Genomic DNA, 17,654 nt, shown 5'->3' on the forward strand with positions numbered 1-17,654 from the left:
CGATCGTCGCGCCGCTTCTTTTTCAAGGAAAGATCGCGCGCAGCTAGATCAAACTGTAACCGCTGCCGGTGCGGCCGAATCCGATCCCGACGCCCTTTTCGATCACGCCGTACTGCTTGAGCAGCGGCTGACTGTACGTCACCAGCCCCGTCACCTTGTCCAGCGGTTCGGTGGCGAGAATCAGCGCCGACTGCGCCATCCATTCGACCGGCTCGCCGCTGGGGTCGTCGGGTCCTGCGACCAGGTGATGATGAGCCGTGCCCGGTGTCGCGACGACTTGCGACGGCGACACGCAGGTCACCGAGATTCCATCGTCGTAAACTTCTTCCGCGAGACCTTGCGTGAAGCGCTCGAGCGCGGCCTTTTCGGCGCCGTAGCATACGCCGCCGCGAAAGACGGTGGCGTTCTTGTATGGTCCGCGGCCGGGTCCGATCGCCGCGCCTGACGAAATGTTGACGATCGATCCGGACTTGCGCGCGATCATGTCCTTGAGCACCAGCTGGCTCAGCATAAACGGGCCGTGAAGGTTGACCGCGAACGAGCGCATCCAGCGCTTGGGCGGGAAATCCTTGACCGGAATGAAGTAGGTCAACGCCGCGTTGTTCACCAGTACGTCAACCGGTCCGTAGAGCTTGTGCGTTTGCGCGACCAGTTTCTCGCAGTCGGCTTCCGACGAGACGTCGCAGGTGACCGCGGTTGCTTCGCCGCCCGTTTTCCTGATGCTGGCGACGGTGGTCTCGAGCGAGCCCTCCAGTGGATGCTCGCCCTCTTTGAGCGTGCGCGCGGAGCACACGACCTTGGCGCCTTCTTTGGCGAACAGTTCGGCGATTTCCTTGCCGATGCCACGGCTTGCGCCGGTTACGATTGTCACCTTGCCTTTGAGCTTGGCCATTTCCGGATGATCTCCCTTCGTGGTCGAGGGGTCCGCGTGATTTTGCGATTCTCGTCGCGGCCCACATTTCTTATAGCCGGGAACGTAATCGAATGTGAAACCCACCGTAGGTTTCACGCTTCCTTGGGCAGCGGCTGCGGCCCCTGCACCCGCAGTGAGAAGACGCGAAAATCTGCGCAGCGCATCTTTTCGCGACTATGCGATGGCAGGGCTGAGCCCTGCACCCGGTATTAATCGAAAAATCCGCAGGATGCGTCTTTTTCTCTCACGGCCGAGAGCGAGAGACGCGTTGCGCGTATCTCGCGATTTACGTTGCGCCCCCGTCGCAACGGGCGCCCACCGCGCAGGTGATTCTTTCCTCATCCTGCCGGTTTCGGAGCGGGAGCGCGACTGTTATTCTTGGCGCAGAAAAAATTCCTCAGGATTATTTTTCCCGGACGACGCAACGTGACTCCTTTCGACATCGCGCTCACTCTGATTATCGCCGCCGGCGCCGGTTCGGGCCTGGTTTTCATTGAAGTCCTGATTCAGTGGAGCCTGCGCAAGGCGCGCCCGTCGCCTCCGCCCCGTCTGCAAGCCGAGCTGCCGCCGGCTGCCGAGCTCGCCGCCGAACCGGCCCCGCCCGAAATCGCCGAGCCGGCCGAGGCTCTGCCGGCGCAATACGTCGCGCCGCCTCCCACTGTTCGCGAACCGGTCAGAATTGGGCTGGGACTGCGCAAGACGCGCGAAAACTTTCTGGCGCGCATCAGAGCCGCGCTGACCGGAAGCGCAAAGATCGACGACATTTACGAGGCCCTCGAGGAAGCCCTGATCGCCGCCGACGTCGGCGTCGAGGCGAGCATGAAGATTGCCTCCGCGGTGCGCGCAAAGTTGGGCAACGACAATCGCCCCGACGCGATCCGCGACGCGCTCAAGGCCGAGATCGCCACGATCCTGATGTCCGCAGAGCGCCGGGCCGCCGACTCGGGCGATGCGCCGCTGGTTATCATGCTGGTTGGCGTCAACGGCGTCGGCAAAACCACGACGGTCGCGAAACTTGCCGCCCGGCTCAAGGCCGAGCGCGGCAGCGTGATCGTTGCCGCCGCAGATACGTTTCGCGCGGCCGCAATCGAGCAGCTCGAGGTATGGTGCGATCGCGCCGGTGCCGACATCATCAAGCAATCGCAAGGCTCGGATCCCGCGGCGGTCGCCTTCGATGCGGTCAAAGCCGCGATCGCGCGAAAGACGCGCACGGTCCTGATCGACACCGCCGGGCGGCTGCAAACCAAGGTCAACCTGATGGAGGAGCTCAAGAAAATTGCCCGCGTAGTCGCGCGCGAGTTGCCCGGCGCCCCGCATGAGACGTGGCTCGTGCTCGATGCCAACACCGGTCAGAATGCGCTCAGCCAGGCGGCGATTTTTGGCGACGCGGTGCCGCTTACCGGAGTAGTGCTGGCAAAGCTCGACAGCACGGCGAAGGGTGGGGTGGTGGTCGCGGTCGCGGATCGGCTCAAAATTCCGGTGCGGTTCGTGGGACTGGGCGAGGCGATCGAGGATTTGCGCGAGTTCGATGCGCGCGAGTTTGTCGATGCGCTGTTTGCAAGTGACGGCGCAGGGGAGCAGAGTGCCAGCGGCTCTTATGCAGCTTGACAGGTCAGTTAATCAAAAATTAAACTAAAGGTAGAAGATTCTTTCCCATGGCGACAGATGTATTAAAGCAACTAGACGAGCGAATTCAGGCTTCCGTGGCGCGGATCCAGCAGTTGCGCAAGGAAAATGAGCAACTCGCTCAGAAACTCGCGGAAACCGAAAAACGCTATGCCGACGCCGCCGGCCAGGTCAAGCAGTTGAACGCCGAGCGCCAGCAGCATGAAAACGAGCGCAACGACGTGCGAAGCAGGATCGAAAAAATCCTCACCCGCTTCGACGGAATCGATCTTGGCTGAAGATGAAGGGCGTCAACGTCCAGATCATGGGACAAAGCCTGACGGTCGCCAGCGATGCCGGCGATGAGTGGGTCAAGTCCGTGGCCGAGGCGGTGGACGAAAAGATCAAGGATATCCGCGCCGGGAGCCAGACGGTCAATTCAGTGAACCTGGCAATCCTGGCTGCGTTAAATTTCGCCGATGAGCTCGAACACCTGCGCCGGGAGCATCAAGCGCTGGTGGATCGAATCGCGGCGATGAATAAACGGCTGTCCGCGGCTATCGACGGCGAATGACAATGAGCATGAATCGTCGCGGTGGCGCGTGGCATCCCAGAGGTGACCGGTTTCGGACGGGGGCGGGAATTGTGGATCTCGAAAGTGGCCTAAGCGCGGTGCTTACAAGCATGAGGCCCGTGCAGTATTTTTCAACCGCAACGAAGGCTTTCGCGATGCAACGTATCGCGGATACAGGCCGGCTGTCAGCCGGATCGAGAATGACAACGACAGGCGCGCGCCCCGGCGGCGCGGCGCAATCGGGAAGTTGAGCCCGCTCCCGCCATGGCAACGACTGTGGCGGACGAAAAGAAAAATCTACGCGCGATCATGATCGCGTGCCGCGATGCGCTCTGCGCCGAGCGCGCCGCTGCATGGTCGGAAATCATCGATCGGCAACTGATCGCGAGCGAGTTCTACCGCGCCGCATCCGCGATCGTCCTCTACGCCGCCATCGGTAACGAAGTCTCGACCGGCCGCATCCTGTCCGACGCGCTGGCCGCTGGCCGCGCCGTGTTTTATCCGCGCGTTGACGCGGCGGCGGGCGCGATTGTCGCGCGAAGGATTCGCGATCGATCCGAACTCGCCCGCGGTGCCTATGGAATCCTCGAGCCGTCTGAGTCGGCCGAGCCTCTCGATAGCAAAAAGTTCGCGAAAATTCTCGTATGTGTTCCCGGCGTCGCCTTCGGACTCGAAGGCAGCCGATTGGGCCGTGGCGGGGGTCATTATGATCGTTTCATCGGCCAGATGGGCCGCGAAGCGATCAGCGTGGGACTCGCCTATTCATTCCAGCTGCTCGATCGAATCCCCGAAACGGGGCGCGACCGGCGGCTAAACATCATTGTGACCGAGTCCGCCGTTCGTCGAGCCTGCGAAGCGCCACTGCCGGCTCGCGCAGCGCGGACCAAGGAGGTAAACCCGGGTGGCTCTAATCACGGCAATCCTGGGATTCATAGTTGGTGGCGCGGTCTTTTTCATTTGGGGAATAACGAAACAGCGTAAGGACGCCGTTAACCTGCAGGCCGCGCGCGCTCAGGCCGAAGAAATAACCAAGGAGGCTCAAACCAGGAGCCAGCTAGTAGTAAAGGAGGCCGAACTCAAGGCAAAGGATATCGTGGTCGGCGCCAAAGCCGACGCCGAGCGCGAGATGCGCGATCGCAGGCGCGAAATAGCTGCGATCGAACAGAAGCTCGAAGCTCGCGAGGAGACTTTCGAAAAGCGCCAGGAAGCATTCGAACGGCGCGAAGCCGATCTCAACCGGCGCGATCAAAGTCTGCGCTCGCGTGAGAAAACTCTCACCGATAAAGAAGAAGTGCTGCAGGCCCATATCGACGAGGCGCGCACCAAGCTCGAAGCCGTCGCCGGCCTGACCCGCGAGGAAGCCAAGCATTCGCTCATGGACGAGATGATCGGCCAGGCGCGCACCGACGCCGCCAAGCACATCCGAATCGTCGAAGAAGAGGCGCGCGAGGAGGCCGACCGCCGCGCCAAACGAGTCATCGCCATCGCCATCGAGCGGCTGGCCGGCGAGTTCGTCGCCGAGCGCACGGTCTCGGTGCTGGCGCTCCCCAACGACGAGATGAAGGGCCGCATCATCGGCCGCGAGGGTCGCAATATCCGCGCGATCGAGGCGGCCACCGGGGTCGACATAATCATCGACGATACTCCCGAGGCCGTCGTCATTTCGTGTCACAACCCCATCCGGCGCGAAATAGCGCGCGTCGCGCTCCAGCAGCTCATCTCGGACGGCCGCATTCATCCCGGCCGCATCGAGGAAGTCGTTCGCAAGGCCGAGCAGCAGGTCGAGGAATCGATTCGCGAGGCCGGTCAGCGCGCGATCATCGAGGTCGGCGTGCACGGAATCCATCCCGAACTGGTCAAGCTGCTCGGGATGCTCAAGTATCGCTACAGCTACGCGCAGAACGTGTTGATGCATTCGATCGAAGCCGCGTTCATCTGCGGCGCGATGGCCGCCGAGCTGGGGCTGAACGAAAAACAGGCTCGTCGCGCCGCCCTGCTGCACGATATCGGCAAGGCGCTGACTCACGAGGTCGAAGGCTCGCACGCGTTGATCGGCGGTGAGATCGCCCGCAAATACGGCGAGTCGGCCAAGATCGTAAACGCGATCGCCGCGCATCATGAGGAAGTCAAGGCCGAGACTATTCTGGCGCCGCTGGTCGATGCCGCCGATGCGCTGTCGGGCGCGCGTCCGGGGGCCCGGCGCGAGGTGCTCGAGAGCTACGTCAAGCGGCTCGAGGATCTCGAGACGATCGCGAAATCGTTCAAGGGTGTCGAAAAATGCTTCGCCGTGCAGGCCGGGCGCGAGATGCGTGTGATTGTCGAGCCCACCCAGATCTCGGACGAGGACACCTCGATGCTGGCGCGCGACGTCGCGCGCAAGATCGAAACCGATATGACCTATCCCGGACAGATTCGGGTCACCGTCATTCGCGAGACGCGCGCGACCGAGCTCGCCAAATAGCAGTTGCGCAATTCCATCCGCAGGCCCGATCGCTCCAACGCGGTCGGGCCTGCGCGCTTTACCGCCCGCGAAGATAGAAGGTATCATCGGTCCACGATGCCCACCACGCGCGAAGTCCTCGATGCGACGATCGCATTGGAAAAACAAAGCATGGCGCTGTACGCGCGCTTCGCGAAGATCTTTGCGCGCGAACCGGGCATGCAGGATTTCTGGTTCGCGATGGCGCGTGACGAAGCGCGGCACGTCGGCGCGCTGGACCTGGTCGCGACCGTGCTCGATCAGGAATCGATGCTCGACAAGCCCAGTCCAATCTCGCTCGAAGACGCCACCATCGTGCGGCTGCGGGCGCTGCTCGAAAAGTCTCAGCGCGACGCAATGCCCGGAATCAAGCTCGAACGCGCGCTCGAGATCGCGCTCGATGTCGAAGAAACCGAACTCGAAGACCTCGTCTCGGATCTGCTGAAGGCCTTGCAGGCGCCCGACGAGTACGAGCGATGCCTGCGCTTGCTGGTCCACGACCTCGGCGAGCTGAGCTACATGATCGAACGCCATTCGGCCAACCCGGCGCTGCTGTCGCGATGCGACGCGCTGGTCAATCGTCACGCCGAGACGCTTCGCCACACCGCCGTCAGGTAGCAGAGCGCCGGCCCGGTGGCGCGGGTGACGGCCGTTGGTTATATTTCAGGGCTGCGCTGAGGAGTGGCCAAATTGGTAAGGCACCTGACTCTGGATCAGGCGATTGCAGGTTCGAGTCCTGCCTCCTCAGCCAACGATTTTTGCAAAACGCGCGCGCGCGTGCCGTCGTTGGCGGCGGCGCGGCGATGGTCCCATCGTCTAGTGGTTAGGACACCGGCCTCTCACGTCGGGAACGCGGGTTCGACTCCCGCTGGGATCAGTCAAGTAATTCAAGCGAAAAACTCTGGATAGCGACCTCGCTGCCGCCGGTGTTAACATTATGCTGGCAACGCGTTTAGACCCCCCTATCTTTGTCTGCGGAATTAGCGTACTATCACGCTCTAAACGCCACGGATTGTTCCTTTCTCTAAGCCCGGGAATTAGCCCGGGTTTTCGGTACGAGAGCTTCCCGGCAAATACTTACGGAGGGCAAATATGCCCAGCAAATTGTACGTAGGCAATCTGGCCTACTCGGTGTCCAACAGCGACTTGGAAGAACTGTTTTCACAAGCAGGCCAGGTTCAGAGCGTGGCGGTGATCACGGATAAATTTTCCGGCCAATCGAAGGGCTTCGGCTTCGTCGAGATGGCGAATGCGGAAGATGCTTCCAAGGCAATCCAGACCCTGAATGATACGGATCTGAAGGGCAGGAACATCAAGGTTAGCGAGGCCAAGCCCCGCGAATCCAGCTTCGGCGGCGGCGGTGGCGGTGGTGGCAACCGGCGCGGCGGTGGCGAGAATCGCGGCGGCGGAGGCGGCGGCCGCTGGTAAATTAGTCTGAGGCTGGGCGGGCACGCGATGCCCGCTCAGTCGTTTTCAGGGGTCGCGGGAACTCCGAGTCCCGCTGCCCCTGCAGTTTTCAGTTTTCCAACTGTCTTCGAGCTCCCGTTCTGGGAGACGATAGGCGCTCGCACGTCGCATGAGGAGGCCCGGTGCCCAGAATATATGTAGGAAATCTCGCCGAGTCGGTCACCCGCGATGCGCTACGGTCGCTGTTCTCAAAAATCGGCCAGGTAGGCGGCGCGTTGGTGATCACTGACAAGCTCACCGGCAAATCCAGGGGATTTGGCTTCGTGGAAATGATCGAGGTTGACGACGCGATTAACGCGGCCGTCTACTTCAGCGGGGTTGAAATCGAGGGCCGCAAAATTCACGTCGATCCATACCGCCCTCAGGAACCCGGCGCTCAAAAATATCGCGGCGAACGCAAGCGTCGCGCTCCCGCCAAGCGCAAGACCAGCAACGGCGCCGCGTAGCCACGTCAGAGCGTCGGGGCGAACTGAACAGTGAAAGACTGAAAAAGTGAAAAATGAAAAATTCAAGCGGGAGACGATATGCGCGATGAAGGGATAGCGCCGTGGAGAACGCACGACTGGAAGATACGTACGATAGAATCGATCGCTCCGGGAGGCGGTTCGCGGCTCGCCTTTACCTGCAGAAGTTGCGGCAGGGTGTTCAATCAAACGACGATCAATAGCCGGACCTGGGCGGTTGATGCCAGCGGCGTTGCGCTGTCCGACACTGTCACTACGCGATGGCTCGCGGAAAGTTGCCAGCACCGGCCGGTGGATGGCGACGAGGACGACCGCAAGCAATTCAAGAACGGCCCGGCGCTGCAAAATTAGAATATTTTCCCGAGCGATGCCGCGATTGAAATTGACAATCCGCGCAGTCGCGCTTGGAGCGCTGATTTCGTGTGCGACCGCTGCTTCCGTGGCCGCGGGTGCGCCGGCGGATGCGCCGGTTGCGCCCGATCCCATGGCGTCGGTGAAATCCGTCGTCGATCAGACAATCGTCGTTTTCAAGGACAATAATATTGTGCCGGCGGAGCGGGAGCAGAAGCTTCGCGCGATTGCCGAGAGCCACTTCGATTTTCAGGAGATGGCGCAATCGGCGATCGGCTATCATTGGCGCGCTTTCACGCCCGCGCAGAAGAGCGAGTTCGTGCCGTTGTTCACCGCCTTCATCGAGGACGCGTATTTGTCGCGGATCGAATCGTATTCGGTCGAGAAGGTTAACGAGCAGATAAAATCCTCGATGATTCAATTCACCCGGCAGACGATCGACAGCGACAACCCCGGCTACGCCGAAGTCTTCAGCACCGTCGTGTTGAAGGATCAAAATGATCCGATTCCCGTCAACTACCTGATGCGCCGCGACGCAAATGAGTGGAAGATTTACGACATCACGATTGACGCGATCAGCGTGATCGCCAACTACCGCAACCAGTTCAATCGCGTGCTGAACAACGACGGCTACGACAAACTCGTCAGCATCATCCGCGAGAAGACCGCGGGACTTCAGCAAAAGTAGCAAAGTGCCGCAAGCGCGTCGCGCGACCTTCTAGTCCGGCATCGGCGGGGCATCGGGGACGGCGCTGGCGGACCCGGCCGCGCGTGAGCGCCCGTCGCCGGGTCGAATGTCGCCGCCGGCGGCGCTATAAAGGGCCTGTCCTTTCAATTTGCCGGACTCTCCGAGTTGAACCCGATGAACATTCACGACCTTCAGACCCCGGCGCTGCTCGCAGATGCCGACGCCCTCGAACATAATCTCAGCACCATGGCGGCTGCTGTGCCGGGGCCGCGGCTGCGCCCGCACGTCAAGGCCCACAAATGTACCGCGCTTGCCAAAATGCAGGCGCGCGCCGGCCATAAGAACTTCACCTGCGCCACCATCCGCGAGATCGAAGGGATGGCGGCGGCCGGACTCGGCGACGACCTCCTGCTCGCCAACGAAGTGCTCGATGCGCGCCGCCTGGCGGCCGTCAAGGCGCGCGTCACCGTTGCCGTCGATTCCGCGCCCACTATTCTCGCCGCCGCCGAGGCCGGGATAAGAGAAGTCCTCATCGACATAAACGTCGGCTTGCCGCGATGCGGTTGTGCTCCTGGCGATGCGGGCCGGCTGGCGGACCTCGCGCGCGGCAAGGGTCTCAAAGTCCGCGGCGTGATGGGCTACGAAGGACACGTTGTAGGCCTCGACGATCGAGCTACTCGCCAGACACTGACTGCGGATGCGATGGAACTGCTGCTTCAAGGCTACCGCGCCGCTGGCGGCGACATAATATCGGCGGGAGGCACCGGGACCTACGACATCAACGTCTGGGCAAATGAAATCCAGGCCGGCTCCTACGTTCTGATGGACACGGCTTACGCCAAACTAGGACTACCCTTTCGTCAGGGGCTAACCGTGCTAGCCACGGTCATCTCCGTCTCATCTTCATATGCGGTAGCGGATTGCGGGTTGAAGGCGCTTGGAATGGATCATGGCAACCCGTCGATCGACGGCGGCCATCAAGTGTTGTTCGTATCCGACGAGCACGTCACTTTCGTGCCTGCTTCACCGCTCAAGCCGGGCGACAGGATTCGCGTCATGCCAGCGCATATCGATCCGACCATCGCCTATCACGAGCGGATGCGTCTGGTCCGTGGCGAACAGATCCTCGAAACCTGGCCGATCGATCTGCGCGGCTGGTAGGGCCGCTGTCGTTCGTGCGCGGGGTCAGCTTCTGAGCAACCACTGCCGATGGCGCCACACGTAAATGATCAGGAACGGACCGAAGCTGAGCGAGAATAGATTGATGATGACCTCGGCCGCCATCGCACCGTCAATCGACGCATACTTGCCGTTTTCGAGGTTGTAGAGCACGTCGAGCAGCCCGAGGTAAACGAACGAGCTGCCCGCGATCAGTCCCCACAGGATCGCCCGCGGGTCCCGCCGTGCAAGCATCGACGCAGAGATCGCCGCCGCGATCGCAAGCCACGCATCGGCGGCCGGAAACGCGCGTTCGAAAGCAATATAGGCGGCCTCGCTGCTGGTCCGCACCGCGCCCGAGGTGAAGAAAGTCGTCCAGTACAGCACGGTGGCGCCGGCGCTGATCCAGAGCATCACCGTTACCGCGCGCAATCCCGCCGGTGCATCCGCCCCCGTCTCATTCCCGCCGTTCACCAGGCGATCCAGCCCCTCACGAATTCCCGGGCCGTCGGGCAGATGGGACCAGCGGCTGGGACTCCAGCTCCACGCGGGTCGATTCGAGAAATCGGCTTAGCATGTTGAAATAGCTGCAGCACAGGATGAGTTCTGTTGCCTGGCGCACGCCGTATCGGTCGATGATTGCGGCGAGCGCCTCGTCGCTCAGCCGCACCTCGCGGCTGATCTCGTCGGCGACGCGGCACAGCAGGTTTCCCTCGGCATCGAGTCGCGCGACGGCGCCGTCCACCTTGATCGCAGCGATCTCATCGTCGCTCACGCCGACGCTCTTCGCGACCACTACGTGTTGCGTCCATTCGTAGCTCGATCGTGTAACGTGTGCGACGCGCAGCACCGCGATCTCGCGCTTGCGCTTGTCGAACTCACTGCGGAGCAGAATCGACGTCGCGAAGTTGATCAGCGGCTCGAAGCTCGCCGGCGCGTTCGCCATCATTCGGAACACGTTCAGCGGCGGAAGCTTGTCCAGCGTCGCAACGATTTCCGGCGTGAGCCGTGCCTGGTCGGGCAGTGGAATTTTCACAGTCATGGGCAATTTACCTCGCGTTGATTCTTTTACCGCGACGCGTCAACCTGTCAACCGGTTGAGAGGTTGCGCGATGATTTTGAAAGTTGCCCGTCTCGGATTTCCGTCGCTGAGGGCCGAAGCCAGCCCGGTGCCGGCCGATCGGATCAAAAGCACGGAGTTTCAGCGCCTGATCGACGACATGATCGAGACGATGTACGAGTACAACGGCGTCGGCCTCGCCGCTCCGCAGGTCCATCTTCCGATTCAATTGGCGGTGCTCGAAGTCCACGACCATCCGCGCTATCCCGACATGCCGGAGGTGCCGCTTACGGTGCTGGTCAACCCCGTGGTGACGATTCTCGACCGGACATTGGTCGAGGAGTGGGAGGGATGCCTGAGCGTGCCGGACCTTCGGGGACGGGTGCCGCGATTCAAGCATCTCCGCGTGACGGCGCTTGGGCGCGATGCGGAGCCTGTAGAAATTGTCGCGTCGGATTTCCACGCGCGGGTGATACAGCATGAGACCGATCATCTGAAGGGCGAAGTTTACCTGGACCGGATGCCGGACATGCGGGCGCTGGGGTTTCTCCAGGAATGGCAGCGCTTCATGCTGAAGCCGGAGAAGAGCGAGGAGTGAGAGGGTGGCAGCGCGTGCCTACTTGGGGGGCGGGAGATTCGGTGGCATCTTGCCGGTGGCCTTGAACGACGCGATCGCCTTGCGCATCTCTTCGTTCTGCGTGGCGAGAATGTTTTGCTCGCCCTGGACTTTCGCGAGTTCGGCTTTTAGCTGCTCGTTTTCATTTTGAAGCTTGAGCAGCTCGGCGTTGAGCTGCGAGATCTGCTGGGTCTGCTCCTCGAGACGAGTGCGATAACTGCTCGAATAGAGAAAGAACAGCAGCGCTGCGACTATCGCGACGATCAATCCGCCTGTGAGCAATCGTGCCATCTGCGCACCCCTTCCTCCGGAGTCACGAGCCGATTTCTTTTGCCAGCGCGCGCGCATCGGACAGATTAGCCGATCGGCGCGCGAAAAAAACTGAATTGACTTCCCTGGCCAGCCGCCCCTAAAATGCGTGGGTCGCACTTCTGGTCGGGCGCCATTTGCACTCCATTGAGAATTATGCACGATACCCCGGCGCCGATGAACGTGGGGATCGCTGAATTTCGCACACCGGCTAGAGCAGGCTTTTTTGCATGATAGAGGTCCAGGAGCTAACCAAGTACTTCGGCGCCACGCTTGCCGTAGACGACGTTTCGTTCAAGGTCGAGAAGGGCGAGATCATCGGATTGCTCGGCCCCAACGGCTCGGGCAAGACCACGATCATGCGGGTTTTGACGGGATTTTTCCCGGCCACCTCGGGACGCGCGCTAATCGGCGGCCTCGATGTCGCCGAACATTCGCTCGAAACGCGCCGCCGCGTCGGCTACCTGCCGGAAAACATGGTGCTGTACCCCGATCTCAGCGTCGATGCGCTGCTCGAGTTCGGCGCGCGCGTGCGCGAGATCGATCCCCGGACGACGCGCGATCGAATCGAATATTCGCTCGATACGTGCGGGCTCAAGGACGTGCGGCGCAAGCTTATCGGCAAGCTCTCGAAGGGCTATCGGCAGCGCGTGGGAATCGCGCAGGCAATCCTCAGCGATCCCGAGGTGCTGATTCTCGACGAGCCGACGGTCGGACTCGATCCGCGGCAGGTGGTCGAAATCCGCGACCTGATACGTTCGCTGGCCGGGCACTCGACAGTGCTGCTGTCGACGCACATACTGCCCGAGGTCAACATGACGTGTCGGCGCGTCGTGATTATCGACCGCGGACGAATCGTCGCGCAGGACACGCCCGAGCACCTGACCGCGAAACTGCAGGGAACCGACCAGACGATGATCACGGTCGGCGGTCCCTCGCCGGCGGTGCGCGAGGCATTGACGGCCGTCAAGTTCGTGCAGCGCCTCGAGGATCGTCCGGTCGAGGCCGGCGCGACCGGAGTGTGCTCGTTTGTCGCGTACTCGAGCGGGCACGGCGAAGAAGTCCGCTCGGCGCTCGCCGCCTGCGTCGTGCAGCACGGATGGAACCTGCTCGAAGTCAAACCGATGGCGCTCAGTCTCGAGGATCTGTTCATGCGGCTGGTCACCAAGGAGGAGCGGGTTTAGGTGCGCCGCGCGCTGAGTTCAATGTGCATTGAGGTAGTCGCAGTCGATGTCTAACGCTGCAGGCACGCTGGAAGTCGCGGGAGGCGCCACCGAGTCGCGACGCGCCGCGATCCGCGCCGCGGGGACGGGCTTTTCCGTGGGCAGGATGCTCGCGGTGACGCGCAAGGAATTGCGCTCGTACTTCGCCTTTCCCCTGGTCTATGTGCTGTCGGGCGTGTTCCTGGTCTTGGCGGGATACTATGCGTACACCGACCTGGTTTTTTTCGTCACGATCGCGTTCGCCCGCGATATCATCCAGAACTACTGGCAGCTGCTGTTCTCGGATATCCGGCTGTGCCTGCTGCTGACGCTGCCGTTCATTACGATGCGGCTGTTCGCCGAGGAGCGCAAACTCGGCACGATCGAGTTGCTATACACCTATCCGCTGCGCGACGGCGAAATACTTGGCGGCAAGTACCTGGCGTCGGTCGCGATCTTCATCATGATGCTCGCGCTGACGATGCTCTACCCGGTTTACATTTACAGCATCCACTCGTTTCCGCTGTTTCCACTTAGCGCGGGCTACCTGGGCCTGCTGCTGCTTGGATGCGCGTTTATCGCGTGCGGCGTGTTCATTTCGTCGCTGTGCGAGAGCCAGGTGATGGCTGGGATGGGGACGATCACGCTGCTGCTGTTTTTCTGGATTCTCAACTGGAACGAGGCGGCGTTCACCAACTCGTGGCTCGCACTGCTGCGCGCGTTCTCGTTGTTCGATCAGTTCGGCAGCTTCGCCAAGGGCGTGATCGATCTCGATCACGTTACTTACTTCGTCTTTTTCATCGTCTTTTTTCTGTTTCTCACGCAGCGCTCGATGGAGGCACGCAAGTGGACCGGCCGGCGCTAAAGAATTCGCCCACGGCCGAGCGCCGATCGATCTGGCTGAACTACGCGGTGCTGCTCTACACCGCGATCGCATTCGCCGCCGTGCTGTTCGTCGCCAATGCGATAATTTCTACCGGCAACATCCGATGGGACCTGACCCCGTCGAAACGGTTTTCGCTCTCGGAGTTCGACAAGCGCGTGCTCGGCGGACTGACGCACAACGTCAAGGTGATGGCGTTTGTGCGCACCGAGGATCCCGCCTACCTCGATCTCGCGGATTTGTTGTTCCAGGCGGCCGCCTTCACGCCGCGCCTGACCTACCAGGTGATCGACGTCAACAAGGCGCCCGGGCTGTCGCGCGAGTACGGCGTGTCGAGTTACGGCGAGGTGGTCGTGGAATCGCAGGGGCGGCGCCGCGACTTCGACAACGCGCGCTCCGACGAGCTAATCCCGGCGATCCTGCAAGTCTCGTCGGCAGCCAACAAGCACATCTATTTCACCATCGGGCACGGCGAGCGCGACCTGTTCAATTCCGATCGCACCCTGGGCTACTCGCAATGGCGCGGACTGCTCGAGCAGAACAACTATCAGATCGATAACGTGTCGCTGTTCGCCAGCGGCGTGCCCGAAGACGCCAGGGTGGTCGTGTCGCTTGGGCCGCGCAAGGATTTCCTGCCCGAAGAATTGGCCGCGCTGGCCAGGTACCTGGATCACGGCGGACATTACATCGCGATCATCGATCCCTATGGATCGCCGGCGCTGGTCGAGTTCCTGAAAAAATACTACCTCGATTTTATTCCGCAGGTCGTCGTCGATCCCGCGTATCGCCTGACCGCCGGCGAAATCCTCACCACGCAGATTCCGCTGCGCTCGGAAGAAAATCCGATGAGCCGCTCGATGTCCGCGCCGGCGGTATTCTCTTTGGGGCGCGGCGTGATGATAACCGGGGCGGTCGGCGCCAGCGCGCCCGATGACTTGAGGATCGCGCAAGAGGACAAGTTCCTCTCGTCGTCGCATGAGAGCTGGGCGTCGAACGATCCCAATGCATTGACCACCGGAATCACCGAGTACCAGGCGGGCCGCGATATCAAGGGGCCGATTCCGGTGGCCTCCGAAATTGACTTCGCTCCGGCATCAAATCCGCACATCCCGGTGCAGCAGATGACGCGGTTGGTGGGGATCGGCAGTTCGGCCTTCGCCTCGAACCAGTTTATCGAGATGCTGGGGAATCGTGACCTCGCGGTGAGCCTGATCAATGAGTTGGCGGGCGATGAGATGCTGATCGCGAGCCGCGAACGGCTCAATAAAAACGAGACCGCCGCCTTCTATATCAACGATCAAGAGGCGCGTCACATGCTGATTTTTGGATCGGTCGTCGAACCGGCCATCCTGTTTCTGATCGCAATCACGGTCATGGTGCGCAGGAGGTTTTTTGCGTGAGAGCGCGTCCCGCAATCCTCTACACGATCGTCTTCTTCATCCTGTTGCCGATATATTTCTGGATTCAGCCGAGCATCAGGCCGTCGACCGCCCTGGAGCAGAAAGAAGAGAGCCTGTTGAAGCTCAGCGCCGGTATCGACGCGATCTCCATTTCGAGCGGATCGGAATCGCTGCGTTTTCAGAAGACCAAGGACGGCAAGCTCTACCAACTCGTCGCGCCGCCGGGAAAATTCGTCCCGCATGACCTGATGGACGCGATGGTGTCGCTGCTGATGAATGCGACGTCAGTCGAAGTGGTCGCGGAGAATTCAAACGACCTCGCGCAGTTTGGACTCGACCATCCCAGGTCCGTGATAACCGTCGAAGGGTCCGGCCAGCCACAGCCGATTAAGCTCGCCTTCGGCAATGAAAACCCCACGCATACCGCCGTCTACGCGCAGATCGAGGGAATCCCGAAAGTGTTTCTGCTCGGCGAGAATATCGAGTACTACCAAGCGCTGATGTTCCAGTGGATCGAGGGCAAGCAGGGCAAGAACGCCTAGCCCGCCGCTGCTAGCGCGCGATTCCCTTTTCGTCGAGCAGACGCTCCAGCGCGTGCAGGAAATGCTCGTAGTACTCGCCGTAGTCTGAAGTGCCGTCGCGGGCGCGGATTCGGTCTGACGCACCAACTTCGGCAATCAGGCGATCGCGAAATTCATCCCAGCTGAAATGCCCGGCCTCGGAAAGTTTCAGCGCGATTGCAAATGCGCGCGCTTCCCACGGCGCGCTGAAGACGTGATCGGCGTCAAGCCGCGCCGCCTCGATCAACTTGTTCAGCGCTGTCGTTGCCGTGCTCATGCGCGCGCCGGCGCAGAGCCGCCACGCCGGCTCGTCGGCGCCGCAATCTTCGCCACTCCGACCATCGAGTCTCGCGTCACGATCGCGGCGAGCGCGTCTTCGCTCATTCCCTCGGTTCCCTTCGGCCGCTCGGGGATGACGAGGTATCGAATCGCCGCGCTCGAGTCCCACACCCGGACTTCGACCTCGGGCGCCAGCTCGAGTCCGAAATCCTTGAGCACGCCGCGCGGATCGCTGACCGCGCGCGAGCGATACGCGAAGCTCTTGTACCAGACGGGCGGCAAGCCCAGCACCGGCCATGGGTAGCATGAGCACAGAGTGCATACGATGAGATTGTGGACGCGATCGGTGTTCTCTACGGCGACCAGATGCTCGCCCTCGGGACCCGCAAATCCCAGTTCCGCCACGGCGCTCGTCGCGTTCGCCAGCAGGCGTTTTCGATACGCGGGATCGGTCCATGCTTTCGCGACGACGCGGGCGCCATTGCGCGGACCGACGCGGGTCTCGTAAATATCGACGATTGCGTCGATCGCCGCCGAATCGATCAGACCCTTCTCCGTCAGGATTGCTTCCAGAGCCTTCACCCGCGCGGCTGGTCCCGTATCGTCGGTGTTATGATGGTCTCCGCTCATTCTTTTTCTTTTCACCTTCCGCCCGAGCGTCGCTCCGTCTGGCGTCTCGTCGCTTGTCGTTTCGAACTCGACGCGATCGGTTCCAAATAGTCTTCCCACAAATCCAGATACACCTGCTCCCGGCTGTTCGCCGCTTTGCCCCACAGCTCGCGCGCGTCGAAGGCGACCGAATAACAATGCTGCGGCTTGGTCCCCGCATGATGCGCGTTGGTGTCGGGAAAGACGAACACGCCCCAGTCGCGCGCGATGACTCCGGCTTTGCCGCGCACGTAACGCGGCAAACGCGTGTGTCCCGATGGATTCAGGTTGCGTGCGCGCACGCGAGCGCCTTTGGCAAAGCGGGCGCGCGGCGGCCTCTTTTCGGTTTTGACCTTAATCGGCGCCGGGCCCTGAGTCGCGACGGCATTCGCGATCAGAGCCGGGTCGATCGCGCCGTCTTCCTTCGCCAGCAGTTCTTTGCGCGTCACCACGCGACGCTCGACCAGCAAAGTCTCGACCGCCGCGATCCATCGTTCGTAATAGCTCGACGCGAGGTAGCGCGCGGGCGGAATCCGCTCGATCGCATGGCGGAACTCGTCGGCATTGATCAGTCCACGGCCCACCGCGATGCTCGCAATCGCATACACTCGCCCTTCCCAGCCGGCGTGAAAGACGGGTTCGTTCTGTTCGTGGACAACCGGCCCGAAACCGTCCATCCCGCCCATGTCATGCACGCCGTTCATCGCAACTCCATCTCTTTCGACAGCCGTAACCCGATTATCGCGGAGGCTCGCCGCTGCGAGCAAGCGCCCGCCGAGCCAGGACCATCATGCGTTCTGCTCTCCTCCCTTACCACTTCTAACAGGGCCCTTCGACTTCGCTCAGGGTAAACTCCACCCGCATCTTGTTTTAACACTGGGTGCAGTGGTCACCCCTGGCCGTTGGCACGGCTGGCCAGTATTAGGAAACCGTTCGTCCGCGGGCTTATCTATCGCGTAGTCGCGAAAAGATGCGCTGCGCAGATTTTCGCGTCTTCT

Annotated in this window: 23 protein-coding genes and 2 tRNA genes; 18 read left to right on the plus strand and 7 right to left on the minus strand. The window is 61.5% G+C overall.

Features of this window, described 5'->3' with window-relative positions:
• Positions 1 to 43: 43 nt before the first annotated feature.
• Entirely contained in the window at positions 44 to 892 is an 849-nt protein-coding gene (locus tag VIO10_RS07385; RefSeq protein WP_331961634.1) for an SDR family NAD(P)-dependent oxidoreductase, read from the minus strand.
• A 399-nt stretch (positions 893 to 1,291) separates the two neighbouring features.
• Here VIO10_RS07385 and ftsY point away from each other — a divergent pair, with 399 nt between their 5' ends.
• From ftsY to VIO10_RS07445, 13 genes are all read left to right on the plus strand, one after another.
• Positions 1,292 to 2,521 carry a signal recognition particle-docking protein FtsY gene (gene ftsY, locus VIO10_RS07390; RefSeq protein WP_331961637.1) on the plus strand — a complete coding sequence of 410 codons (1,230 nt, stop codon included), beginning with the start codon at positions 1,292 to 1,294 and terminating at the stop codon, positions 2,519 to 2,521.
• Between the two features lie 47 nt (positions 2,522 to 2,568).
• On the plus strand, positions 2,569 to 2,817 hold the full coding sequence (locus VIO10_RS07395) for a cell division protein ZapB (protein ID WP_331961640.1): 249 nt from the start codon (positions 2,569 to 2,571) through the stop codon (positions 2,815 to 2,817).
• Positions 2,818 to 2,819: 2 nt separating this feature from the next.
• Complete coding sequence (locus VIO10_RS07400) at positions 2,820 to 3,092, plus strand: cell division protein ZapA (RefSeq protein ID WP_331961643.1); 273 nt, start codon at positions 2,820 to 2,822, stop codon at positions 3,090 to 3,092.
• Between the two features lie 264 nt (positions 3,093 to 3,356).
• Positions 3,357 to 4,073, plus strand: coding sequence for a 5-formyltetrahydrofolate cyclo-ligase (locus tag VIO10_RS07405; protein ID WP_331961646.1), 717 nt, complete (start codon positions 3,357 to 3,359; stop codon positions 4,071 to 4,073).
• Positions 3,994 to 5,553, plus strand: coding sequence for a ribonuclease Y (gene rny, locus VIO10_RS07410; RefSeq protein WP_331961649.1), 1,560 nt, complete (start codon positions 3,994 to 3,996; stop codon positions 5,551 to 5,553). The genes VIO10_RS07405 and rny overlap by 80 nt, the downstream gene beginning before the upstream one ends.
• A gap of 96 nt (positions 5,554 to 5,649) precedes the next feature.
• Positions 5,650 to 6,189, plus strand: coding sequence for a hypothetical protein (locus VIO10_RS07415; RefSeq protein WP_331961652.1), 540 nt, complete (start codon positions 5,650 to 5,652; stop codon positions 6,187 to 6,189).
• A gap of 57 nt (positions 6,190 to 6,246) precedes the next feature.
• Positions 6,247 to 6,322: transfer RNA gene (locus VIO10_RS07420), tRNA-Gln, on the plus strand.
• Positions 6,323 to 6,376: 54 nt separating this feature from the next.
• A tRNA-Glu gene (locus tag VIO10_RS07425) sits at positions 6,377 to 6,448 on the plus strand.
• A 215-nt stretch (positions 6,449 to 6,663) separates the two neighbouring features.
• Positions 6,664 to 6,999, plus strand: coding sequence for an RNA-binding protein (locus tag VIO10_RS07430; RefSeq protein ID WP_331961655.1), 336 nt, complete (start codon positions 6,664 to 6,666; stop codon positions 6,997 to 6,999).
• 161 nt (positions 7,000 to 7,160) lie between these two features.
• Positions 7,161 to 7,484, plus strand: a complete 324-nt coding sequence (locus VIO10_RS16290; RefSeq protein WP_414645320.1) for an RNA recognition motif domain-containing protein — start codon at positions 7,161 to 7,163, stop codon at positions 7,482 to 7,484.
• A gap of 78 nt (positions 7,485 to 7,562) precedes the next feature.
• Positions 7,563 to 7,853, plus strand: coding sequence for a hypothetical protein (locus VIO10_RS16295; protein ID WP_414645321.1), 291 nt, complete (start codon positions 7,563 to 7,565; stop codon positions 7,851 to 7,853).
• A gap of 133 nt (positions 7,854 to 7,986) precedes the next feature.
• Positions 7,987 to 8,541 carry an ABC transporter substrate-binding protein gene (locus tag VIO10_RS07440; protein ID WP_331961661.1) on the plus strand — a complete coding sequence of 185 codons (555 nt, stop codon included), beginning with the start codon at positions 7,987 to 7,989 and terminating at the stop codon, positions 8,539 to 8,541.
• Positions 8,542 to 8,715: 174 nt separating this feature from the next.
• Positions 8,716 to 9,702, plus strand: coding sequence for an alanine racemase (locus tag VIO10_RS07445; protein ID WP_331961664.1), 987 nt, complete (start codon positions 8,716 to 8,718; stop codon positions 9,700 to 9,702).
• Between the two features lie 24 nt (positions 9,703 to 9,726).
• Here the strand turns inward: VIO10_RS07445 and VIO10_RS07450 are convergent, their stop codons facing one another.
• A complete protein-coding gene (locus tag VIO10_RS07450; protein WP_331961667.1) occupies positions 9,727 to 10,173 on the minus strand; it encodes a hypothetical protein in 447 nt (148 codons plus the stop codon).
• Positions 10,174 to 10,189: 16 nt separating this feature from the next.
• Positions 10,190 to 10,741, minus strand: a complete 552-nt coding sequence (locus tag VIO10_RS07455) for a carboxymuconolactone decarboxylase family protein (protein WP_331961670.1) — start codon at positions 10,739 to 10,741, stop codon at positions 10,190 to 10,192.
• Positions 10,742 to 10,811: 70 nt separating this feature from the next.
• Here VIO10_RS07455 and def point away from each other — a divergent pair, with 70 nt between their 5' ends.
• The gene (def, locus tag VIO10_RS07460) at positions 10,812 to 11,357 is read left to right on the plus strand and encodes a peptide deformylase (RefSeq protein WP_331961673.1); all 546 of its coding nucleotides are present in this window, start codon (positions 10,812 to 10,814) and stop codon (positions 11,355 to 11,357) included.
• Between the two features lie 18 nt (positions 11,358 to 11,375).
• Here the strand turns inward: def and VIO10_RS07465 are convergent, their stop codons facing one another.
• Complete coding sequence (locus tag VIO10_RS07465) at positions 11,376 to 11,666, minus strand: hypothetical protein (protein ID WP_331961676.1); 291 nt, start codon at positions 11,664 to 11,666, stop codon at positions 11,376 to 11,378.
• 248 nt (positions 11,667 to 11,914) lie between these two features.
• Between VIO10_RS07465 and VIO10_RS07470 the strand changes: the two genes are divergently transcribed.
• The 4 genes from VIO10_RS07470 to VIO10_RS07485 are packed head-to-tail and all read left to right on the plus strand — an operon-like array spanning position 11,915 to position 15,711.
• Positions 11,915 to 12,868, plus strand: a complete 954-nt coding sequence (locus tag VIO10_RS07470; protein ID WP_331961679.1) for an ABC transporter ATP-binding protein — start codon at positions 11,915 to 11,917, stop codon at positions 12,866 to 12,868.
• 46 nt (positions 12,869 to 12,914) lie between these two features.
• On the plus strand, positions 12,915 to 13,751 hold the full coding sequence (locus VIO10_RS07475; protein WP_331961682.1) for an ABC transporter permease subunit: 837 nt from the start codon (positions 12,915 to 12,917) through the stop codon (positions 13,749 to 13,751).
• On the plus strand, positions 13,733 to 15,169 hold the full coding sequence (locus VIO10_RS07480) for a Gldg family protein (protein ID WP_331961685.1): 1,437 nt from the start codon (positions 13,733 to 13,735) through the stop codon (positions 15,167 to 15,169). Before VIO10_RS07475 ends, VIO10_RS07480 begins: the two co-directional genes overlap by 19 nt.
• Entirely contained in the window at positions 15,166 to 15,711 is a 546-nt protein-coding gene (locus VIO10_RS07485) for a DUF4340 domain-containing protein (RefSeq protein ID WP_331961688.1), read from the plus strand. Before VIO10_RS07480 ends, VIO10_RS07485 begins: the two co-directional genes overlap by 4 nt.
• A 10-nt stretch (positions 15,712 to 15,721) precedes the next feature.
• Here the strand turns inward: VIO10_RS07485 and VIO10_RS07490 are convergent, their stop codons facing one another.
• From VIO10_RS07490 to nthB, 3 genes are read right to left on the minus strand one after another with little or no spacing between them, the layout of a single operon-like run.
• Entirely contained in the window at positions 15,722 to 16,006 is a 285-nt protein-coding gene (locus VIO10_RS07490; protein WP_331961691.1) for a nitrile hydratase accessory protein, read from the minus strand.
• Positions 16,003 to 16,638: a nitrile hydratase subunit alpha gene (nthA, locus tag VIO10_RS07495; protein ID WP_331961694.1), complete on the minus strand. Its 636-nt coding sequence runs from the start codon at positions 16,636 to 16,638 to the stop codon at positions 16,003 to 16,005. Before nthA ends, VIO10_RS07490 begins: the two co-directional genes overlap by 4 nt.
• Before the next feature lie 11 nt (positions 16,639 to 16,649).
• Positions 16,650 to 17,360 (minus strand): nitrile hydratase subunit beta, encoded by a 711-nt coding sequence (gene nthB, locus VIO10_RS07500; RefSeq protein ID WP_331961697.1) that lies wholly within the window; start codon positions 17,358 to 17,360, stop codon positions 16,650 to 16,652.
• Between the last annotated feature and the right edge of the window lie 294 nt (positions 17,361 to 17,654).

It is taken from the genome of Candidatus Binatus sp. (assembly GCF_036567905.1).
Lineage (GTDB): Bacteria > Desulfobacterota > Binatia > Binatales > Binataceae > Binatus.

Excerpts from the sequence above, each read along its gene's own strand:
- VIO10_RS07385 (WP_331961634.1), bottom strand. The coding sequence starts at position 892 with ATGGCCAAGCTCAAAGGCAAGGTGACAATCGTAACCGGCGCAAGCCGT.
- VIO10_RS07395 (WP_331961640.1), top strand. The coding sequence starts at position 2,569 with ATGGCGACAGATGTATTAAAGCAACTAGACGAGCGAATTCAGGCTTCC.
- VIO10_RS07400 (WP_331961643.1), top strand. The coding sequence starts at position 2,820 with ATGAAGGGCGTCAACGTCCAGATCATGGGACAAAGCCTGACGGTCGCC.
- VIO10_RS07405 (WP_331961646.1), top strand. The coding sequence starts at position 3,357 with ATGGCAACGACTGTGGCGGACGAAAAGAAAAATCTACGCGCGATCATG.
- VIO10_RS07415 (WP_331961652.1), top strand. The coding sequence starts at position 5,650 with ATGCCCACCACGCGCGAAGTCCTCGATGCGACGATCGCATTGGAAAAA.
- VIO10_RS07430 (WP_331961655.1), top strand. The coding sequence starts at position 6,664 with ATGCCCAGCAAATTGTACGTAGGCAATCTGGCCTACTCGGTGTCCAAC.
- VIO10_RS16295 (WP_414645321.1), top strand. The coding sequence starts at position 7,563 with ATGCGCGATGAAGGGATAGCGCCGTGGAGAACGCACGACTGGAAGATA.
- VIO10_RS07440 (WP_331961661.1), top strand. The coding sequence starts at position 7,987 with ATGGCGTCGGTGAAATCCGTCGTCGATCAGACAATCGTCGTTTTCAAG.
- VIO10_RS07445 (WP_331961664.1), top strand. The coding sequence starts at position 8,716 with ATGAACATTCACGACCTTCAGACCCCGGCGCTGCTCGCAGATGCCGAC.
- VIO10_RS07455 (WP_331961670.1), bottom strand. The coding sequence starts at position 10,741 with ATGACTGTGAAAATTCCACTGCCCGACCAGGCACGGCTCACGCCGGAA.
- def (WP_331961673.1), top strand. The coding sequence starts at position 10,812 with ATGATTTTGAAAGTTGCCCGTCTCGGATTTCCGTCGCTGAGGGCCGAA.
- VIO10_RS07465 (WP_331961676.1), bottom strand. The coding sequence starts at position 11,666 with ATGGCACGATTGCTCACAGGCGGATTGATCGTCGCGATAGTCGCAGCG.
- VIO10_RS07470 (WP_331961679.1), top strand. The coding sequence starts at position 11,915 with ATGATAGAGGTCCAGGAGCTAACCAAGTACTTCGGCGCCACGCTTGCC.
- VIO10_RS07475 (WP_331961682.1), top strand. The coding sequence starts at position 12,915 with ATGTCTAACGCTGCAGGCACGCTGGAAGTCGCGGGAGGCGCCACCGAG.
- VIO10_RS07490 (WP_331961691.1), bottom strand. The coding sequence starts at position 16,006 with ATGAGCACGGCAACGACAGCGCTGAACAAGTTGATCGAGGCGGCGCGG.
- nthA (WP_331961694.1), bottom strand. The coding sequence starts at position 16,638 with ATGAGCGGAGACCATCATAACACCGACGATACGGGACCAGCCGCGCGG.
- nthB (WP_331961697.1), bottom strand. The coding sequence starts at position 17,360 with ATGAACGGCGTGCATGACATGGGCGGGATGGACGGTTTCGGGCCGGTT.